The organism is Ectopseudomonas composti, from assembly GCF_900115475.1.
In the GTDB taxonomy this organism is placed as follows: domain Bacteria; phylum Pseudomonadota; class Gammaproteobacteria; order Pseudomonadales; family Pseudomonadaceae; genus Aquipseudomonas; species Aquipseudomonas composti.
Genome location: NZ_FOWP01000011.1, coordinates 90,814 through 107,868, shown reverse-complemented (window position 1 = coordinate 107,868; position 17,055 = coordinate 90,814). Strand labels below are relative to the sequence as shown.

The 17,055-nt window shown below is 63.0% G+C and carries 13 protein-coding genes; 5 read left to right on the top strand and 8 right to left on the bottom strand.

The window, feature by feature from the left end; genetic code table 11:
• The first annotated feature begins 93 nt into the window (after positions 1-93).
• The 4 genes from BM059_RS25670 to BM059_RS18780 all read left to right on the top strand — a co-directional run bounded on the left by BM059_RS25670 (position 94) and on the right by BM059_RS18780 (position 4,707).
• Entirely contained in the window at positions 94-261 is a 168-nt protein-coding gene (locus BM059_RS25670; protein ID WP_244154430.1) for a DUF3565 domain-containing protein, read from the top strand.
• The gene (locus tag BM059_RS18790; protein WP_074940906.1) at positions 262-1,446 is read left to right on the top strand and encodes an acetate kinase; all 1,185 of its coding nucleotides are present in this window, start codon (positions 262-264) and stop codon (positions 1,444-1,446) included.
• A 9-nt stretch (positions 1,447-1,455) separates the two neighbouring features.
• Complete coding sequence (gene pta / locus BM059_RS18785) at positions 1,456-3,549, top strand: phosphate acetyltransferase (RefSeq protein WP_074940905.1); 2,094 nt, start codon at positions 1,456-1,458, stop codon at positions 3,547-3,549.
• Positions 3,550-3,810: 261 nt separating this feature from the next.
• Positions 3,811-4,707 carry an acyltransferase gene (locus BM059_RS18780; RefSeq protein ID WP_074940904.1) on the top strand — a complete coding sequence of 299 codons (897 nt, stop codon included), beginning with the start codon at positions 3,811-3,813 and terminating at the stop codon, positions 4,705-4,707.
• A 39-nt stretch (positions 4,708-4,746) separates the two neighbouring features.
• On the opposite strand, the gene BM059_RS18775 is transcribed toward BM059_RS18780, so the two are convergent.
• The 6 genes from BM059_RS18775 to BM059_RS18750 form a co-directional block, all read right to left on the bottom strand.
• Positions 4,747-6,891: a putative bifunctional diguanylate cyclase/phosphodiesterase gene (locus BM059_RS18775; RefSeq protein WP_074940954.1), complete on the bottom strand. Its 2,145-nt coding sequence runs from the start codon at positions 6,889-6,891 to the stop codon at positions 4,747-4,749.
• A gap of 44 nt (positions 6,892-6,935) precedes the next feature.
• A complete protein-coding gene (locus BM059_RS18770) occupies positions 6,936-10,652 on the bottom strand; it encodes a response regulator (protein WP_074940903.1) in 3,717 nt (1,238 codons plus the stop codon).
• Positions 10,653-10,897: 245 nt separating this feature from the next.
• Complete coding sequence (locus BM059_RS18765) at positions 10,898-11,554, bottom strand: YiaD family glycine zipper/OmpA-like lipoprotein (RefSeq protein ID WP_036998984.1); 657 nt, start codon at positions 11,552-11,554, stop codon at positions 10,898-10,900.
• Positions 11,555-11,698: 144 nt separating this feature from the next.
• A complete protein-coding gene (locus tag BM059_RS18760) occupies positions 11,699-12,367 on the bottom strand; it encodes a YiaD family glycine zipper/OmpA-like lipoprotein (protein WP_036998986.1) in 669 nt (222 codons plus the stop codon).
• Between the two features lie 64 nt (positions 12,368-12,431).
• Complete coding sequence (locus tag BM059_RS18755; RefSeq protein WP_036998988.1) at positions 12,432-13,079, bottom strand: MBL fold metallo-hydrolase; 648 nt, start codon at positions 13,077-13,079, stop codon at positions 12,432-12,434.
• Entirely contained in the window at positions 13,079-14,101 is a 1,023-nt protein-coding gene (locus tag BM059_RS18750) for an AraC family transcriptional regulator (RefSeq protein WP_074940902.1), read from the bottom strand. Before BM059_RS18750 ends, BM059_RS18755 begins: the two co-directional genes overlap by 1 nt.
• Before the next feature lie 213 nt (positions 14,102-14,314).
• Between BM059_RS18750 and BM059_RS18745 the strand changes: the two genes are divergently transcribed.
• Positions 14,315-15,160, top strand: a complete 846-nt coding sequence (locus BM059_RS18745; protein ID WP_074940901.1) for a metal-dependent hydrolase — start codon at positions 14,315-14,317, stop codon at positions 15,158-15,160.
• 81 nt (positions 15,161-15,241) lie between these two features.
• On the opposite strand, the gene BM059_RS18740 is transcribed toward BM059_RS18745, so the two are convergent.
• Both BM059_RS18740 and BM059_RS18735 read right to left on the bottom strand, forming a co-directional pair.
• Positions 15,242-16,183: an alpha/beta fold hydrolase gene (locus BM059_RS18740; RefSeq protein WP_074940900.1), complete on the bottom strand. Its 942-nt coding sequence runs from the start codon at positions 16,181-16,183 to the stop codon at positions 15,242-15,244.
• A gap of 132 nt (positions 16,184-16,315) precedes the next feature.
• The gene (locus BM059_RS18735) at positions 16,316-16,984 is read right to left on the bottom strand and encodes a TetR/AcrR family transcriptional regulator (RefSeq protein ID WP_036998994.1); all 669 of its coding nucleotides are present in this window, start codon (positions 16,982-16,984) and stop codon (positions 16,316-16,318) included.
• Positions 16,985-17,055: the final 71 nt, after the last annotated feature.

Genomic DNA, 17,055 nt, shown 5'->3' with positions numbered 1-17,055 from the left:
AGTTTAACCAACGCCAGCCTGGATTGCGACCCGAGCCCAGACAAACGGGCCGTACGTATCGTTGATTTTCGTCAGGACGAGCACGGCGACTGGGTGGCAGTCTTGTCTTGTGGTCATACTCAGCATGTACGCCACCGACCGCCCTGGCAGAATCGGCTCTGGGTACTCGATCCCGAGCAGCGCCACATCAGGCTGGGCAGCCTCTTCCCCTGTGGCTGGTGCGCCATGGATCGGTCGCACGATGAATTCAAGGAAGCTTAAATGTCTGCACGCAACATTCTGGTGATCAACTGCGGCAGTTCGTCGATCAAGTTCGCCCTGGTCAACGAGTCGCAGGAAACTTTCATTGTCAGCGGCCTGGCCGAACGTCTCGGCAGCCCTGAGGCCGTGCTGCACTGGCAACAGGGCGAGTACAAGGACAGCCAGGCTTTGCCGAATGCCGACCACCGCCAGGCCCTGGCGCAGCTGCTACCCATCGCGCAGCAGGCCGCAGCCGGCGAGCTGCACGGTATCGGCCACCGCGTAGTGCACGGCGGCGAGCATTTCTCCGGCGCCTCTCGCCTGGACGCCACCAGCCTGCAGGCGATCCGCCATGTCGCGCCGCTGGCGCCGCTGCACAACCCGGCCAACCTGCTCGGTATCGAGGCGGCGATGAAGCTGTTTCCGGACCTGGTGCAGGTGGCCGTTTTCGACACGGCCTTCCACCAGAGCCTACCCGAGCACGCCTACCGCTATGCCGTACCACAGGCGCTCTATGCCGAACACGGCGTGCGTCGCTATGGCTTCCACGGTACCAGCCACCACTATGTCAGCCGCAAGGCCGCGCAGATGAGCAACCTGGCGTACGACGCCAGCAGCTGGCTGGTCGCACACCTGGGCAATGGCAGCTCCACCTGCGCCGTGGAAAACGGCCACAGCCGCGACACCAGCATGGGTCTGACCCCGCTGGAGGGCCTGGTGATGGGCACGCGCAGCGGCGATGTCGACCCCAATCTGCACAGCCACCTGGCGCGCACCCTAGGCTGGAGCCTGGAACAGATCGACACCCTGCTCAACAAGGACAGCGGCCTGCTCGGCCTGTCCGGCCTGTCCAACGACATGCGCACACTGGAACAGGCCCGCGAACAGGGTCACGCCGGCGCCACCCTGGCCATCGAGGTGTTCTGCTATCGCCTGTCCAAGTCCCTGGCGGCGATGAGCTGTGCACTGCGTCGCCTTGATGGCCTGATCTTCACCGGTGGCATCGGCGAGAACTCGGCACTGATCCGCAGCAAGACACTCGAACATCTCAGCCTGCTCAACCTGAAACTCGATGTTCAGGCCAACGCCCGCTGCATACGCGGCGTCGCCGGTGCCATTCAGGCCGACGGCCACACCTGCGTGCTGGTGGTGCCGACCAATGAAGAGCGGCAGATCGCCCTCGACACCCTTGCCCTGCTCGACTGAGGCTTTTTCATGCATACCTTCTTCATCGCCCCCACCGGTTTCGGTGTCGGCCTTACCTCCATCAGCCTCGGCCTGGTCGGTGCGCTTGAGCGCAGCGGCCTCAAGGTCGGTTTCTTCAAGCCCATCGCCCAGCCACATGCCGGCGACCTCGGCCCGGAGCGCTCCAGTGAACTGGTCGCCCGTACCCACGGCCTGAACTCGCCCAAGCCGCTACCGCTCAGCCATGTCGAGCGCATGCTCGGTGACGGCCAGCTGGATGAGCTGCTGGAGGAGATCATCAGCCTCTATCAGCAGGCGGCCGTCGACAAAGATGTGGTCATCGTCGAAGGCATGGTGCCAACACGCCACGCCAGCTACGCCGCGCGGGTCAACCTGCACCTGGCCAAGAGCCTGGATGCCGACGTGATCCTGGTCAGCGCCCCGGAGGACGAGAACCTCACCGAGCTGTGCGACCGTATCGAGATCCAGGCCCAGCAGTTCGGCGGGCCAAAAGATGCCAAGGTACTCGGCGTGATACTCAACAAGGTGCGCAGCGACGACGGCATCACCGCCTTCACCGAACGCCTGCAGGAGCTCTCACCACTACTCAAGAGCAACGATTTCCGCCTACTCGGTTGCATCCCATGGCTCGATGAGCTGAACGCCCCGCGCACCAAGGACGTCGCCGAACTGCTCGGGGCGCGCATCCTCAACGCCGGCGACTACGAGCAACGGCGCATGATGAAGATCGTGCTCTGCGCCCGTGCCGTGGCCAACAGCGTGCAGTTGCTCAAGCCCGGCACCCTGGTGGTGACACCGGGTGATCGCGACGACATCATCCTCTCCGCCTGCCTGGCAGCGATGAATGGCGTGCCGCTGGCGGGCCTGCTGCTGTGCAGCGACTTCGCTCCCGACCCGCGCATCATGGAACTGTGCCAGGGCGCCCTGGCCAGCGGCCTGCCGGTGATGACGGTAGCCACTGGCTCCTACGACACCGCCACGCACCTCAACCGCCTGAACAAGGAAATCCCGCTGGATGACCGCGAGCGCGCGGAGAAGGTCTCCGACTTCGTGGCCGGGCATATCGACCACGACTGGTTGAGCGCGCGCTGCGGCACGCCGCGCGAGCTGCGCCTGTCCCCACCCGCCTTCCGTTACCAACTGGTGCAACGCGCCAAGGCCGCCGGCAAGCGCATCGTCCTGCCCGAAGGGGCCGAGCCGCGCACCGTGCAGGCCGCCGCTATCTGCCAGGCACGCGGCATCGCTCGCTGCGTACTGCTGGCCAAGCCGGACGAAGTGCAGTCCGTGGCGCGCGCGCAAGGCATCGAACTGCCGGATGGCCTGGAGATCCTCGACCCGGACCTGATTCGCGGACGCTACATCGAGCCGATGGTCGAACTGCGCAAGGGCAAGGGACTCAATGCGCCGATGGCAGAGGCACAACTGGAAGACACCGTGGTGCTCGGCACCATGATGCTCGCCCTGGACGAGGTGGACGGCCTGGTCTCCGGCGCCATCCACACCACCGCCAACACCATTCGCCCGGCACTGCAGTTGATCAAGACCGCTCCCGGCTACAACCTGGTCTCGTCGGTGTTCTTCATGCTGCTGCCGGATCAGGTGCTGGTCTACGGCGACTGCGCGGTGAACCCGGATCCGAACGCCGAACAACTGGCGGAGATCGCCCTGCAAAGCGCCAAGTCGGCGCAGGCCTTCGGCATCCCGCCGCGCGTGGCGATGATCAGTTACTCCACCGGTGACTCCGGCAGCGGCGAGGAAGTGGAGAAAGTACGCGCAGCCACTCGCCTGGCCCGCGAGAAGCGCCCCGACCTGCTGCTCGACGGCCCGCTGCAGTACGACGCCGCCGCCATCGAGAGCGTGGGTCGGCAGAAGGCACCGAACAGCCCGGTGGCCGGCCGTGCCACGGTGTTCGTATTCCCCGACTTGAACACCGGCAACACTACCTACAAGGCCGTACAGCGCAGCGCCGACTGCATCAGCGTCGGGCCGATGCTGCAGGGCCTGCGCAAGCCGGTGAACGATCTATCGCGCGGCGCGCTGGTCGACGATATCGTCTTCACCATCGCGCTGACGGCGATCCAGGCGGCGGATCTGCCGAGTTGAAGCAGCTGTAGGGTGCGCCGTGCGTGCAGCATGAAAACAATGGTGCGCGCCGGTCAGAACAGCCGGCACACCCTACGAGCAAACAAAACCACATGGTCATCACTGGCACTTGCAGGTCAGTGCACAACCGTTAACCTTGGCGCCGAACCAGCTCGCTGCACGGAATGCCGCAGCTCTTTCGACTGACTATGGGGCGCAGAGAAAGCCCCTTTTTCAGGCTGCCCGCCGGGCGTGCAGCCTGCTTACGGAGGCGTTCGCCCGATGCTGCACTTTCTTCCCGCGCCGCTGCGCGGCCTGATCACGAGCCTGCTGCTGGCTTTCAATACCCTGTTCTGGTGCTGGCCGCTGTTCATCGTCGCCCTGCTCAAACTGCTGCTGCCGTTCGCCCCGATCCAGCGCGCGCTGCGCTTCGTCATGCACGGCATTGCCGAAAGCTGGATCGGCATCAACAAATTCTGGATGCGCCTGGTCGGCCATATCGAATGGAACGTCCAGGGCCTGGAGCGCTTCGATACCCGCCACTCCTATCTGGTGACCAGCAATCACCAGAGCTGGGTAGACATCCTGGTGCTGCAGTACCTGCTCAACCAGCGCATGCCGCTGTTGAAGTTCTTTCTCAAACAGGAGCTGATCTGGGTCCCGGTGATCGGCCTGTGCTGGTGGGCGCTGGAGTTCCCCTTCATGAAGCGCTTCAGCAAGGAATACCTGGCCAAGTATCCAGAAAAGCGCGGCCAGGACCTGGCCACAACGCGCAAGGCCTGCGCGCGCTACAAGACCAACCCGGTGGCGGTGTTCAACTTCCTCGAAGGCACCCGCCTGACGCCGACCAAACATGCACAGCAACAATCGCCATTCAAATATCTGCTCAAGCCCAAGGCTGGCGGTATCGCCTTCGTGCTCGATGCCATGGGTGAACAGTTGCATGCCATCGTCAATGTCACCATCCATTACCCGCATGGCGTGCCAGGCTTCTGGGATCTGCTCTGCGGTCGTCTGGATGCCGTGCAGGTGATCTTCAAACAGGTCGACATTCCGCGCGAGTTCATCGGCCGCAACTACGATCAGGACGAGGATTACCGCCTGGCCTTCCAGCAGTGGGTCAACCATCTATGGGAAGAGAAGGACGCTGAACTCGCCAGCCTGCACGGTTCGGCGTAACCCAGACCCTAGGGTGCGCCGTGCGCGACACACTGCCAATCAAGCACGTGGCAGGGGCAACTTGCTCCAGTCCAACTGCGCCGGCACCTGCATGGCGCTGCTGGCCGGCACGCCAGGTGCTACCAGAAAGCCCTGCATGACGCTGCAGTGATGCTGCGTCAGCCACTCGCGCTGCTCCTGGGTCTCGACGCCCTCGGCGATCACTTCCAGGCCCAGATGATGACCCAGGTCGATGATGGTACTGACCACTGCGGCATCACGCGGTGAGTCGAGCATGTTGGAAATAAACAGGCGGTCGATCTTCAGCGTGTCCAGCTCGAAATGACGCAGATACGCCAGTGACGAATAGCCGGTGCCGAAGTCGTCGATGGCGATCTTCACCCCAAGTTCGCGCAGATGACGTAGCTGCGCCTGGGTCAGCTCCAGGTCCTGCATCAGCGCACTCTCGGTCACCTCCACTTCCAGTTGGCTGGGTTTCAAACCGTGGGCAGCGAGCACGCGCTGCAGATCGGTCACCAATTGCGGCATGCCGAACTGCACCGGGCTGACATTGAGGCTGAGCACCATGTCCTCACCGAACTGCTGCTTGAACGCAGCCAGTTGCCTGGCGCCCTCGCGGAAGATCCACTCACCGAGGCGGTTGATCAGGCGAGTTTCTTCGAGCAGCGGAATGAAGACGTTGGGCGCCACGGTACCGGCGACCCGATGCTGCCAACGCAGCAAGGCCTCGAAACCGCGCAAGCGCCCGGTCTCGAGCTGGAACTGCGGCTGATAGACCAGCATGAAGTCGTCGTTCTCGATGGCGTGACGCAGGCTTTCTTCGAGCATCAGCCGTGACCGCGCGCGACCGTTCATCTCTGGAGAGAAGAAGCGGTACTGCTGGCGCCCCGCGCGCTTGGCCTCGTACATCGCCATATCGGCGGAGCGCAACAGGCCCTCGACGCTCTGCCCGCACTCAGGGAAACAGGCGATACCAACGCTGGCCCCCAGGGTGAAATCCACACCATCGAGGGTGTGGCGCACCGAGACCAGTTCGATCAGTTTCTCCGCGACCTTGGCGGCGTCCTCAGGATGGCCGAGGTTATCCAGCAACGCGGTGAATTCGTCACCGCCGATGCGCGCCAGGCTGTCATAGGGGCGCAGGCAGGCCTTGAGCTGCTCGCCCACGCGGCGTAGCAGTTGGTCGCCAACATCGTGGCCGAGCGAGTCGTTGATACGCTTGAAGCCGTCCAGATCCAGGTACAGCACGGCGACCCGCTGGCCGCTGCGTTCGATACGCGCCAGCGCCGACTCCAGCGCCAGGTGAAAGCCGCGCCGATTGAGCAGACCGGTCAATGAATCGGTCACCGCTTGCGACTCCAGCTGCGCGTGCAGGTTGCGCACCACCGACATGTCCAGGGCGATCACCACCATGGCGCGCTGCTGTCGCGGCAGAGGCGAGCAAGACAGCGCCACCGGCAAACAACCACCGTTGAGCGTATGCATCATTGCTTCGTGTACGCGGTAGGTGGCCTCACGCTTGAAGTGCAGGTAGAACTCGGACTGCTGCCAGCCGCCGTCGCTGGCAGGGTTTTTGAGGAAAGACAACAGGTCGGAACCTTCCAGATCAGCCACTTCGCCGTCGAGCATATGCGCCATGGCGGGGTTGGCGAACTGGATACGACCGTCTTCGCCGACCACCAGAATTCCCTCGGCCGCATTGGCCAGCACCGACGCATTGAATGCCCTAGCGCGCTCGAGCTGCTGGGACAACACCTGCAGCTCGCAGCGATTGTGCTCGTGCTCCAGCAGACTCTGGATCTTGTGGCGCAGCACGCTGGGATCGAACGGCTTGAGCACGAAGTCCACAGCGCCAGAGCTGTAGCCTCTTAGCACGGCATCATGGGTCTGTGAAATGGCGGAAACGAAGATGATCGGCGTTAGCCGCGTACGCGGATTACCACGCATCAGGCGAGCGACTTCGAAGCCATCCATGCCTGGCATCTGCACATCTAGCAAGACCAGCCCGACGTCCTCTTCGAGCAGACAGCGCAGGGCCTCTTCACCGGAACTGGCGCAGCGCAGCTGCCACTCTCCGTCCTCGAGCAGCGCCTGCATGGCCTCGAGGTTCTCCATACGGTCATCCACCACCAGCAGCACCTGCTTGGCGGGTACGGCGGCGGTCTTATTCTGCGCCTGGACCATCATCACTCCCCTGTCCATCTGCCCTGCACCACTCACTCCTGCCATCAGATTAGCCCATCACCGGACGAAGGCATGACCGGCATGCCCAGCCAGCGCTCCAGCAGCGCCAGCAGCTCATCGCGCTTGATCGGCTTGGCCATGTAGTCGTCCGCGCCAGCGGTGATGCATTTCTCGCGGTCACCCTTCATGGCATGGGCGGTGAGCGCGATGATGGGGATCACGCAGCCATGCTCCAGCTTGAGCAGGCGCGTGGCGGTGTAGCCATCCATGTTGGGCATGGCCATGTCCATCAGGATCAGGTCGAACGGGTCGCGCTGGTAGGCGGTGATGGCTTCGATGCCGTCTTTGGCGGAGCTGACGCGCAGCCCCACTTCATCCAGCAGCGCCGTCAGCGCATAGACGTTACGCACGTCGTCATCCACCAGCAGGATGCGCTTGCCCTGCAATGGATTGAGCCGCGCATGGGCCGCCTGCGGCGCACGCACGTCACCGAGGAAGCCCTGTACTGCCTGGCACAGTGCGTCGGTATCGTCGCCATGCTTGCGCACCACGACGGCGCTGTAGCGGCGCAAACGCTGCAGGGTCTGCTGGGTAACATCGACGCCGGTATTGATCACCACGCGCGTGCCCTGCAATGGGCGCAGCTGGTTGAGACTGTCGAGCAGGGCGAAACCGTCCTGATCCGGCAGGTCGAGGTCGATCACCAGCGCGCAGAACTGTCCCTGCGCATAGGCCGTACGCGCCTGCTCGCCATCGGCACAGGCACTGACCTGAAAACCCAGCTCCGTCAGTTGCTCGCGGTAATGCTCACGCTCGACTTCGACATCCTCCACCAACAGCAGAGCCTGCTCCTGCTGGGCACCGTGCTGCAGCTCGATGAATACCTGCTCCAGCTCGTCGCGGCCGATGGGTTTGACCAGGTAGCGTGTGCCGTCATCGTTCCACCCTGCCGGTTGTGGTACGCAGGAGATGATGTGTACCGGTGTGTGTCGATGGGTTGGCTGGGCACGTAAACGCCGAAACAACTGCCAGCCACTGAGATCGGGTAGCAGGATGTCGAGGATCACCGCGTTGAACGACTCCTGTTGCAGCAGCCCCAACGCCTGCAGCCCGGTGCGGCAGTGCACGCTGGAAAAACCATGGGCGTGAGCCTCCTCGGCGATCACCGCTGCAAAATTGGCGTCGTCCTCGATGATCAGCAGCGGCGGACCTTCCCCGGCACGCTGTGGCCCCTCGACGGGCGCCTCGACATTGAGCGAACCGGCCTGAACCGGCAGGCGGACGGTAAAGGTGGAGCCCTGCCCCGGCGCACTTTGCAGGCTGATATCACCATCCAGCGCCAACACCAGTTGGCGGGTGATGGCCAGTCCCAGCCCGGTGCCACCAAAGCGCCGACTGGTAGAGCCGTCGATCTGCTGGAAGGCTTGGAATACCTGCTCGTGTTGCGCGGGGTCGATGCCGATGCCGGTGTCATGCACGCTGAAACTCACCAGTTCGCGCTCATCGTCCTGCCGTCCCTGGCTGCCGACCGTCAAGGTGACCTCGCCCTGATCGGTGAACTTCAGCGCGTTGGACAGCAGGTTGCGCAGGATCTGGTGCAGGCGCACGCGGTCGGTGTGGATGACGCGCGGTACGCCGGCCTCCAACTGGGTGTGCAGACGCAGGCCCTTGAGTTCGGCCATCGGGCGCAGGCTGGCATCCAGTTCCACCAGCACGTCCTGCATGTTGATCGGTTCGAGCTTGAGCTGCATGCGCCCGGACTCGACCTTGGCCAGATCCAGTACGTCATTGATCAGTTGCAGCAGATCACCGCCGGCGCGGTGCACGATGTCCGCGTGCTTGGTCTGTTTCTCGGTGAGATTGCCTGCCAGGTTCTGCCGTAACTGATCGCTGAGAATCAGGATGCTGTTGAGCGGCGTGCGCAGCTCGTGGGACATGTTGGCGAGAAACTCGGATTTGTAGCGGTTGGCCAACAACAACTGCTCGGCCTGCTCACGCAACTTCTGCTCGGCCGCCTTACGCTCGCTGATGTCGATGATCACCGCCTGCACCAGATTCTCGTCACCACTGCGTATCGGCGACAGGCCAACTTCCAGCGGGATCATGCGACCCTCGCGGTGCTGACCGAACAGCTCGCGGTTCCCTCCCATGCGGCGCTGCTCGGGCATCGCTTGATAGCCTCGGCGCATTGCCACATGGCTGCCGCGCTGCGCGGCTGGCAACAGCATTTCCACCGGTTCACCGAGCAGCATCTGGCGCTCGTAGCCGAACAGCAGCTCAGTCTGCCGATTGACCATGGCAATGCGCCCCAACCCATCGACCAGCACGATCGCGTTGGGCGAGGCTTCGACCACCAGCCGGAAACGCTCCTCGGCCACCTTGCGTGCACGCAGGTCGACGAGGTTGATCAGGTAGCTGCTGCCTTCATGCAGTGGGTTGAGGCTGATGCTGACCGGAATCGACTCGCCGCGCAGCGTACGCACCATACGTTCGTCACTTTCGGCCAGTTGCTCCTGCAGATCTTTCGGCGACTCGATATTGGGCAGCACGCGCAGAACAGTTTCACCCGGCAAGGCATTGAGCGGGCAGTCGAACAGCTCGGCAGCGCTGCGATTGGCCATCTCGATGCGACCCTTGTCGTCGCAGAGCAGGGTCGCGACCGGCAGACGCTCGACCAGCAGTCGAAAGCGCTCTTCACGCTCGCGCAGGGCTACAGTGGCCCGTTCACTGATCTGCAGCTTGCGATCACGCTGATAGAGAAAGCCGCCGACCAGAATCGACAACAACAGCGTTGCGCCTAGCCCGGCCCAGAGCCCAAGCGTACCGGTACGATCCGCCAGACTGCGCTCATACTCAGGCGTGCCTATCACCTCCAGGCCCCATATGCGGCCGTACAGCGGCAATTCCATATGACTCTGAAAACGCGGCTTCCAGTCGTTGGTCTGGGTTGTGCCACCGAGAAAATCAGCATCGGGAGCCTGCTGATCCTTGAGGACAATATCGAAGAGTCGAGTCTGGCTACCGAGGATGCCTTCGATCAGGTCATGGCTACGAAACGCGCCGTGCACCGTTCCAAGCAACGCAGCGCGACGTTGCTCCACCGTGTTGAGTGGCACACCAGGACGGAAAACCGGAAGAAACAGCAGCACCCCCTGCTGCACGTTGACATCGATTTCCTGACGTAGCACCACCGGCCCGCTCAAGCTGGCATCACCGCTTTCGAGGCTGCGCTCGATGGCCTGACGGCGGATCGCCTCGCTGAGCATATCGAAACCGAGCACACGCCGGTTGCGCCAGTCCAGAGGGCTGACGTAATCGATAGGCAGGTAGTATTCGCGCTCCCCCTCGGGGAACAACTGATAATCGGAGCGCTCTTCCGCCTTCAACTCCGCGCGAAAATCACCCAACTGCGCCTGACTCAGGTAGCGCGACCAGGCGACAGCCTGGATGCCTGGATAACGATCCTGCAACTGCAGCTGATCCAGTGCTCGCTCCCACTCGACGGGTGAAACCCGGTCACTCCCGGTCATCAGCCCCGAAACACCACGCAGGACCATCTCGTAGGCCTGCATGCGCGCCATCACGCGCTGGCCAATATCCTGTGCTTCGAGTGCAAAGCGATGCTGACTGCCCTCCTGCTCACGCTCCTGCAGGGTATTCCACTGCCAGAAAATCAATCCGCCCAGCCCAACCAACAGACCAAGTGCAACCAGCAGCGGCGTCCAGGGCCTTGGCGGCCGCTCGACAGCTCTGTTGTCCATTCGCGCTCCTTCGGTCATCCAGAACCAACGCGCACGGGGCATCCGGGCGCGGACTTCACAGAACCACAGCAAGCAGTCTAGTCAGGTTTTTAATGGATGGCCTTTTGCCAGAAGAGACGCGACAGGCGGTCAGGAGGATTGGCGTAAACGCCTTCTAGCGTCTCGCTGAAAAGCATCCATAGCGCTGATTATCGATGACATAAAAAAGCCTCCCGGAGGGAGGCTTCGTGCAACGCAATCCGGCCCTAGAGCGGACGCAGGTTAATCTCGACGCGGCGATTCTGCGCGCGCCCCGCATCGGTGGCGTTGCTGGCAATCGGCTGGCTCGGGCCCGCGCCGTATGCAGAGATGCGCTGGCCCGGCACGCCATTGGCGGTCAGGTAATTGGCCACGCTCTGCGCGCGACGCTGCGACAGGCTCTGGTTCAGCTCCTGCGAGCCGGTACTGTCGGTATGACCGACGATGTTCACACCGTTCTTGTTGAACTCCTTGAACACCAGTACCAGCGAATTGAGGGTCGGGTAGAAACTGCTGGAGATATCCGCCGAGTTGCTACCGAAAGTGATATTGCCCGGCATGATCAGTTTCAGATCATCGCCATTGCGTTGTACCTGCACGCCAGTGCCCTGCAAGGTCTGACGCAGCTTGGCTTCCTGAGTGTCGACGTAATAACCGTAACCACCACCGGTAGCACCACCAACGGCTGCACCTATCAGGGCACCCTTGGCGCGGTCTTTCTTGCTCGACGTCGCAGCGCCGATCACGGCGCCGGTGGCTGCGCCGATGCCGCCGTAGACGCCGGCTTTGCCAGCCTGACTTTCGCCGGTATAGGGGTTGGTGGTGCAGCCAGCCAGCATGGCCATGAGCGCAGTTGCTGCGATCAGATTACGTCTGGTCTTCATAAGGATTCCTTAGTATTTCTTCTGGTATCGGGCAGACATGCCACAGTCTTCGAGACGCCAGGGCGCAATGAAGTTCCGCCCAAGCTTATCAGCCTGGGCGGATGAGGACTGCGATCTAGAGCAGGTCTGCCTGGTACAGGCGCGTCACTGCACGCCAGGCAGGGGGCGCAACGTCACCTCGACACGACGGTTCTGCGCACGACCATCTGCCGTGGCGTTGCTCGCCACCGGCTGGTCCGGCCCCATGCCACGGGTGCTCAGGCGGCTGGTGTCGACACCTTGTGCCAGCAGGTAGTCGGCCACGCTTTGCGCACGTCGCTGCGACAGCGCCATGTTGTGGCTTTGCGAGCCAGTGCTATCGGTATGACCGACGATCTCGATACTGTTCTGGTTGTACTGGCGGAAGGAATTGGCCAGGTTATTCAGCGGTTGATAGAAGCTGCTGGCGATTTGCGCGGAGTCGGTGGCGAAGGTGATGTTGCCAGGCATGATCAGCTGGATCACATCGCCCTGTCGCTGCACCTCGACCCCGGTGCCCTGCATGCTGCGGCGCAGCTCCTCTTCCTGCTTGTCGGCGTAGTAGCCGTAACCGGCCGCGGCAGCGCCGGCCACGGCGGCGCCGATCAGCGCGCCCTTGCCACGGTTATCGTGGTTGATCAGCGCACCGGCAGCCGCACCGGCCAGCGCGCCGAGGCCACCGTAGGTCGCAGTGCGATTGGAGCTCGGCGCGCTTTGATCATAGGGGTTCTGTGAGGCACAGCCGCCGAGCAGCAGCGCAGAGGTGCAAAGGGCAATAACGGACAGGCGGAACATGAAGGAATCTCCATGAACGGTGGGTGATGGCTGTTTGAGTTCTCACACCACCATTAGTGCCCTGTCATGCGCGAATAAAGGGGTTCTCGCGCATCTCGTCACCCAGGCGAGTGTCCGGGCCATGGCCAGTGACCACAGTGGCGTCCTCGTCGAGGCGGTAGAGGCGTTGCTTGATCGAACGCTCGATGGTGGCGTAATCGCCGCCCCACAGATCGGTACGGCCGATACCGCGGCGGAACAGGGTGTCACCGGCGATCAGCAGCTTGGCGTCCTCGAACCAGAAGCTCATCGAACCCGGCGTATGCCCCGGCGTATGCAGCGCCACACCGCAGCCGCAGGCCAGCTCCTCGTCATCGGCCAGCCATTTGTCCGGCGCCGGCACCGGCGTGTAAGGCACACCGAACATGCTGCACTGCATCTCCAGGTTGTCCCAAAGGAATTGGTCTTCCTTGTGCAGATGCAAGGTGGCGCCGGTTTTCTCCTTCATCTGCCCCGAGGCGAGGAAGTGATCGAGGTGCGCATGGGTATGGATGATGCTCACCACCTTCAAGCCGTGGGCCTCCAGACGCGCCATGATCAGATCGGGATTACCGCCCGGATCGACCACGATGGCCTTTTTCGTGAGCGGATCGCCGATGATCGTGCAGTTGCACTGCAAAGGCCCGACAGGGAAGGTTTCGCGGATCAGGGCGGGGCGTTCGGCGGCAGTCATCAGGTGGCCTCGTTGCGGTAATCGCCGGGCAGTTTACCGGTCCATTTACGAAATGCACGACGGAAGTTGGACGGGTCGCTGAAGCCCAGCAACTGGGCGATTTCATACAACGGCAAATGCGTGGTGGTCAGGTACTGCAGGGCCAGGCGTTTGCGCACGTCGTCGAGCACCTGCTGGTAACTGGTGCCCATCTGCGCCAGATGCCGGCGCAGGCTGCGGCCACTGGTGTACAAGGCGCTCGCGGCGCTTTCCAGATCAGGAAAGTCACCGGGACGCGCCAACAGCAGACGGCGCACCCGTGTGAGCAGGCCATCCTGCACGTCGAGGCTGGCCAGCAGCGCCTCGCATTGCTGCTCGCACATCTGCACCGTGGCCGGGTTGGCCAGGGCCATCGGCCGTTGCAGGTAATGTCGGGGCAAACGCAGCCAGTGATAGGGCTGCTCGAACTGCGCCGCCACGCCAAATACCTCGGCATAGCGCTCGGCATACTCCGGCGTAGGATAAGCGAAGCCGACAGCCACGCCCTGCAACTCCTCGCCGAGCAGAAAACGGGCGATGGTGTGGATGCTAGTCAGCAGCCCTTCGGCCGCGAACCGTGACTGCGGCCCCATGGGAAAGGACTCGACCGCACGCAGCTGCATGTCCTCGCCCTGCTCGACCAGCTCCAGTTCGAACGCCAGCCCCAGCACCCGGTAGTACTTCAGGGCGAACTGCAGGGCCTTGCCCAGGTTGGCGCTGGACAGCACCGCGTAACCGAGAATGCCGTGGGTAGAGACGTTCAGGCGCTGCCCCAAAACTAGGCCAAGCGCCGGTTCGCCACAGCGTTCCAGCGCGGCCTGGGTCAGTTGGTGAAAGTCGAGAAAGGACAGTCGGCCATTGGGGCTGCCCAGCACCTCGGGGCGGACCCGTGCCGCGACGAACAGCTCGGCACGCGCCAGGCCGAGCTCTTCGGCCAGCGCCAGGAGTGCCTCGGCGTAGGCCACAGGCACCAGTTCGGCAGTAAAGTTGAGGGTGTGCTTCATGGGCTCGTTGTTCTGTTGGCTGGCCGCAAATGACCGTCCTGATCACCAACCTTAACTCAGCAAATCCGTGTTCGCCGCTGCGCTGCCACCCCAACTTTTTACTGGAACCGCGCTTTGGCCAGATATGACTGTCACCTTGGCTGTTACGAACCTGTGCCCAACTGCGCATGACGCCCATAGTGAACGCCAGTCAAACCGCGCATTGGAGCCCTCATGGCCAGCACCACACCGGAAGGATTGCAGATTCGCCCCCGACACATGGATTTCGATCTGCCCAACCCGCTGCCGCGCCACTGGAACGGCGGCGACGCCTTCAAGACCCATCTATTCGACGCCATGTCGGTGTTGTTTCCCGATGGCGAACGCTTCTTCATCGACTCGGTGCGCCAGTTCCGCGACCGCATCGACGACCCGGTACTCAAGGAGCAGATTCGCGGCTTCATCGGCCAGGAGGGCCATCACAGCCGCGAGCATCTCGAGTACAGCCAGCGTCTGCGCGACCTGGGCTACAACGTCGAACGCATCGAGAAACGTGCCCGCGCACGCATCCGCTACACGCAGAAGAAGTTCTCGCCGCAGCGGCAACTGGCCGCAACCGCGGCGCTGGAACACATCACCGCGATCATGGCCGATGGCCTGCTGAGAAATGATGCTTACATGGCCGAGGCTCATCCGACCCTGGCCCGCCTGTGGCGCTGGCACGCGCTGGAGGAAACCGAGCACAAGGCGGTGGCCTTCGATGTCTACAACCAGGTGTGTGGCAGCCGCAAGCTGCTGCGCCGGGCGATGCTCATGGGCACCTTCTTCTTCGTGCTCGACACCACGCGCGGCCTGGCGCACATGCTCAAGGTCGACGGCCTGCTGTGGAACTGGCGCGTGTGGCGCGACGGCATCCGCTGGATGTGGGGCAAGGAAGGCGTGTTCCGCCCGCTGATCCGCACGTACCTGGACTTCTTCAAAGATGGCTTCCATCCCTGGGAGCACAACAACCTGGACCTGCTCCACACCGCCCGCGTGGAGTTCGACGGCCCCCCACAGGTTCAGGCCAGCGCTGCCTGAGATTAACGTTTCAAGTAAAGCCCGGAACCTGTCCGGGCTTTTTCGTGGCCCGGATGTGCTCCGGACCTTTGCAGCTTTGATTCAACCTCGCAGGAATCTCATCGCGTCGGCGGCGCTCTGCTCGGGAATCTCCTCCATGGGGATGTGCCCGACACCCGGGTAGACCTTGACCTGAATCCCCGGCAGATCACGCTGCCACAGCGGCACGTGCTTGGGCGAAATCCAGCGATCACGCTCGCCCCACATCAGCAGCGTTGGCACCTTGATTTGCGCGACCCGCTCAGGCGTCGTGTGCAGTTCCTCCTTGTTGACCTTCAGCAGCACACGGAAGATCTCCATCATGCCGCGGCGGTTACCCGGACGTCGCGACAGGTCGTAGTAGCGCTCGACCACACCGGGTTTGATCCGCCCTGGCTCGCCGTAGACCTCCTTGATGCCCTGGGCGATCAGCGCGCGCGGCATCCACATCGGCATGGCGACGGTGGCGCCGGGCAGCGCGGCGGCGGCGATCATCCACGGCACCTTGTGCATGGGGTAGCCGGCCGGATCGATCAGTACCAGCTTGCCAACGCGCTGCGGCTGCGCCAGGGCAAAATTCCAGGCGATGTAACCACCAAGAGAGTTGCCGGCGATATCCGCCTTGTCCACCTGCAGGTAATCGAGCAACAGGCCAAGCACGCGGATCATGCGCTCGGCCGAATACTGGCCGTCGCGCGCGGGACCGGTCAGGCCAAACCCCGGCACGTCGAAGCGGATGATGCGGTAATCCGAGGCGAACGCCTGCACCCAACTGTCCCAGGTGTGCAGCGAGGCGACGACACCGTGAATCAGTACCAATGCCGATTTGTCGCGGCATCCTTCGTCACGGTAGTGGATGTTGAAACCGTCGAGTTCGATATAGCGCGAGCCTTCGGCAGCATTACCATAGCGCCCCTTGAGGCGCTCCAGCGGTAGCGCGCCGAAGCCCAGACGGGCGAAACCGGCAGCCAGCGGTGGTTGCAGGGACAGGCTGTTGGCGGTCATGCGGGATACCTCGAATCTTGTTGTAGGTACCCGCATCAGAGCATGGCCCGCCGCCCGATAGAGCCCAACCTTGGGTCTGTTGATGGGCCATCTCAGGCAGCAATGACAGCACGTTCAGGTTACGGCAGGCTCTCAGGTGCGCGGGCACAGCGAGGCGATCAGCAGATCCGCCAGCACCATCTTGGCCCGCTCGATTTCCTCACGGCTGGCACGGCGTCCGAGCAGGTCGAGAGAGGCCGCTTCGAGCGCCCAGATCAGCGCCTGATAGACCAGGGGGTCACGTGGCGCCAGCTCCGGTTCGAGGCGCTCGACCAGCAGGCGCAACATTTCCTGGTGTGCTCGCTGACGATGGGCGGCCAGTGGCGATTGCGCGCGCAGTGCCTCTTCCTGCATCAGGCGGATGATTGGCCCAACGGCCAGGTGATAATCGAAAAAGCGCCCGACCATCGCCCTCAGCCATTGTTGCGGGCTGCCAGCGACCTGCTGCATCTCGCGAAAGCGCGCCAGCAGCAGCGCCACCGAGGTCTGGTAGATGCCTTCGAGCACCTCCATCTTGTTGGCGAAGTATTTGTAGAAGGTGCGTCGCGATACCTGCGCGGCGTCCAGCAGGTCATTAACGGTCGCCTGTTCCAGCCCCTTGCGAGCGAATACCGCAATCGCTGCCAGTTGAATGTTGGTGCGCTGCAAGTGGCCAATCAACGGGCCCTCGCCAGCTCCGCCCTGCTGCGAGGCGAGTGCGCCATAACCGCCCAGGTCCTCGAAAACCGCGCGTATCGCACCGTGCTCGGCCAACTCGTCCATGCTGCTTCCCAACCAAGGCGCGGGTGACGTGGCGCCGCGAGCTGATTACTCTGGAGCCGCCTCTAGCCGCG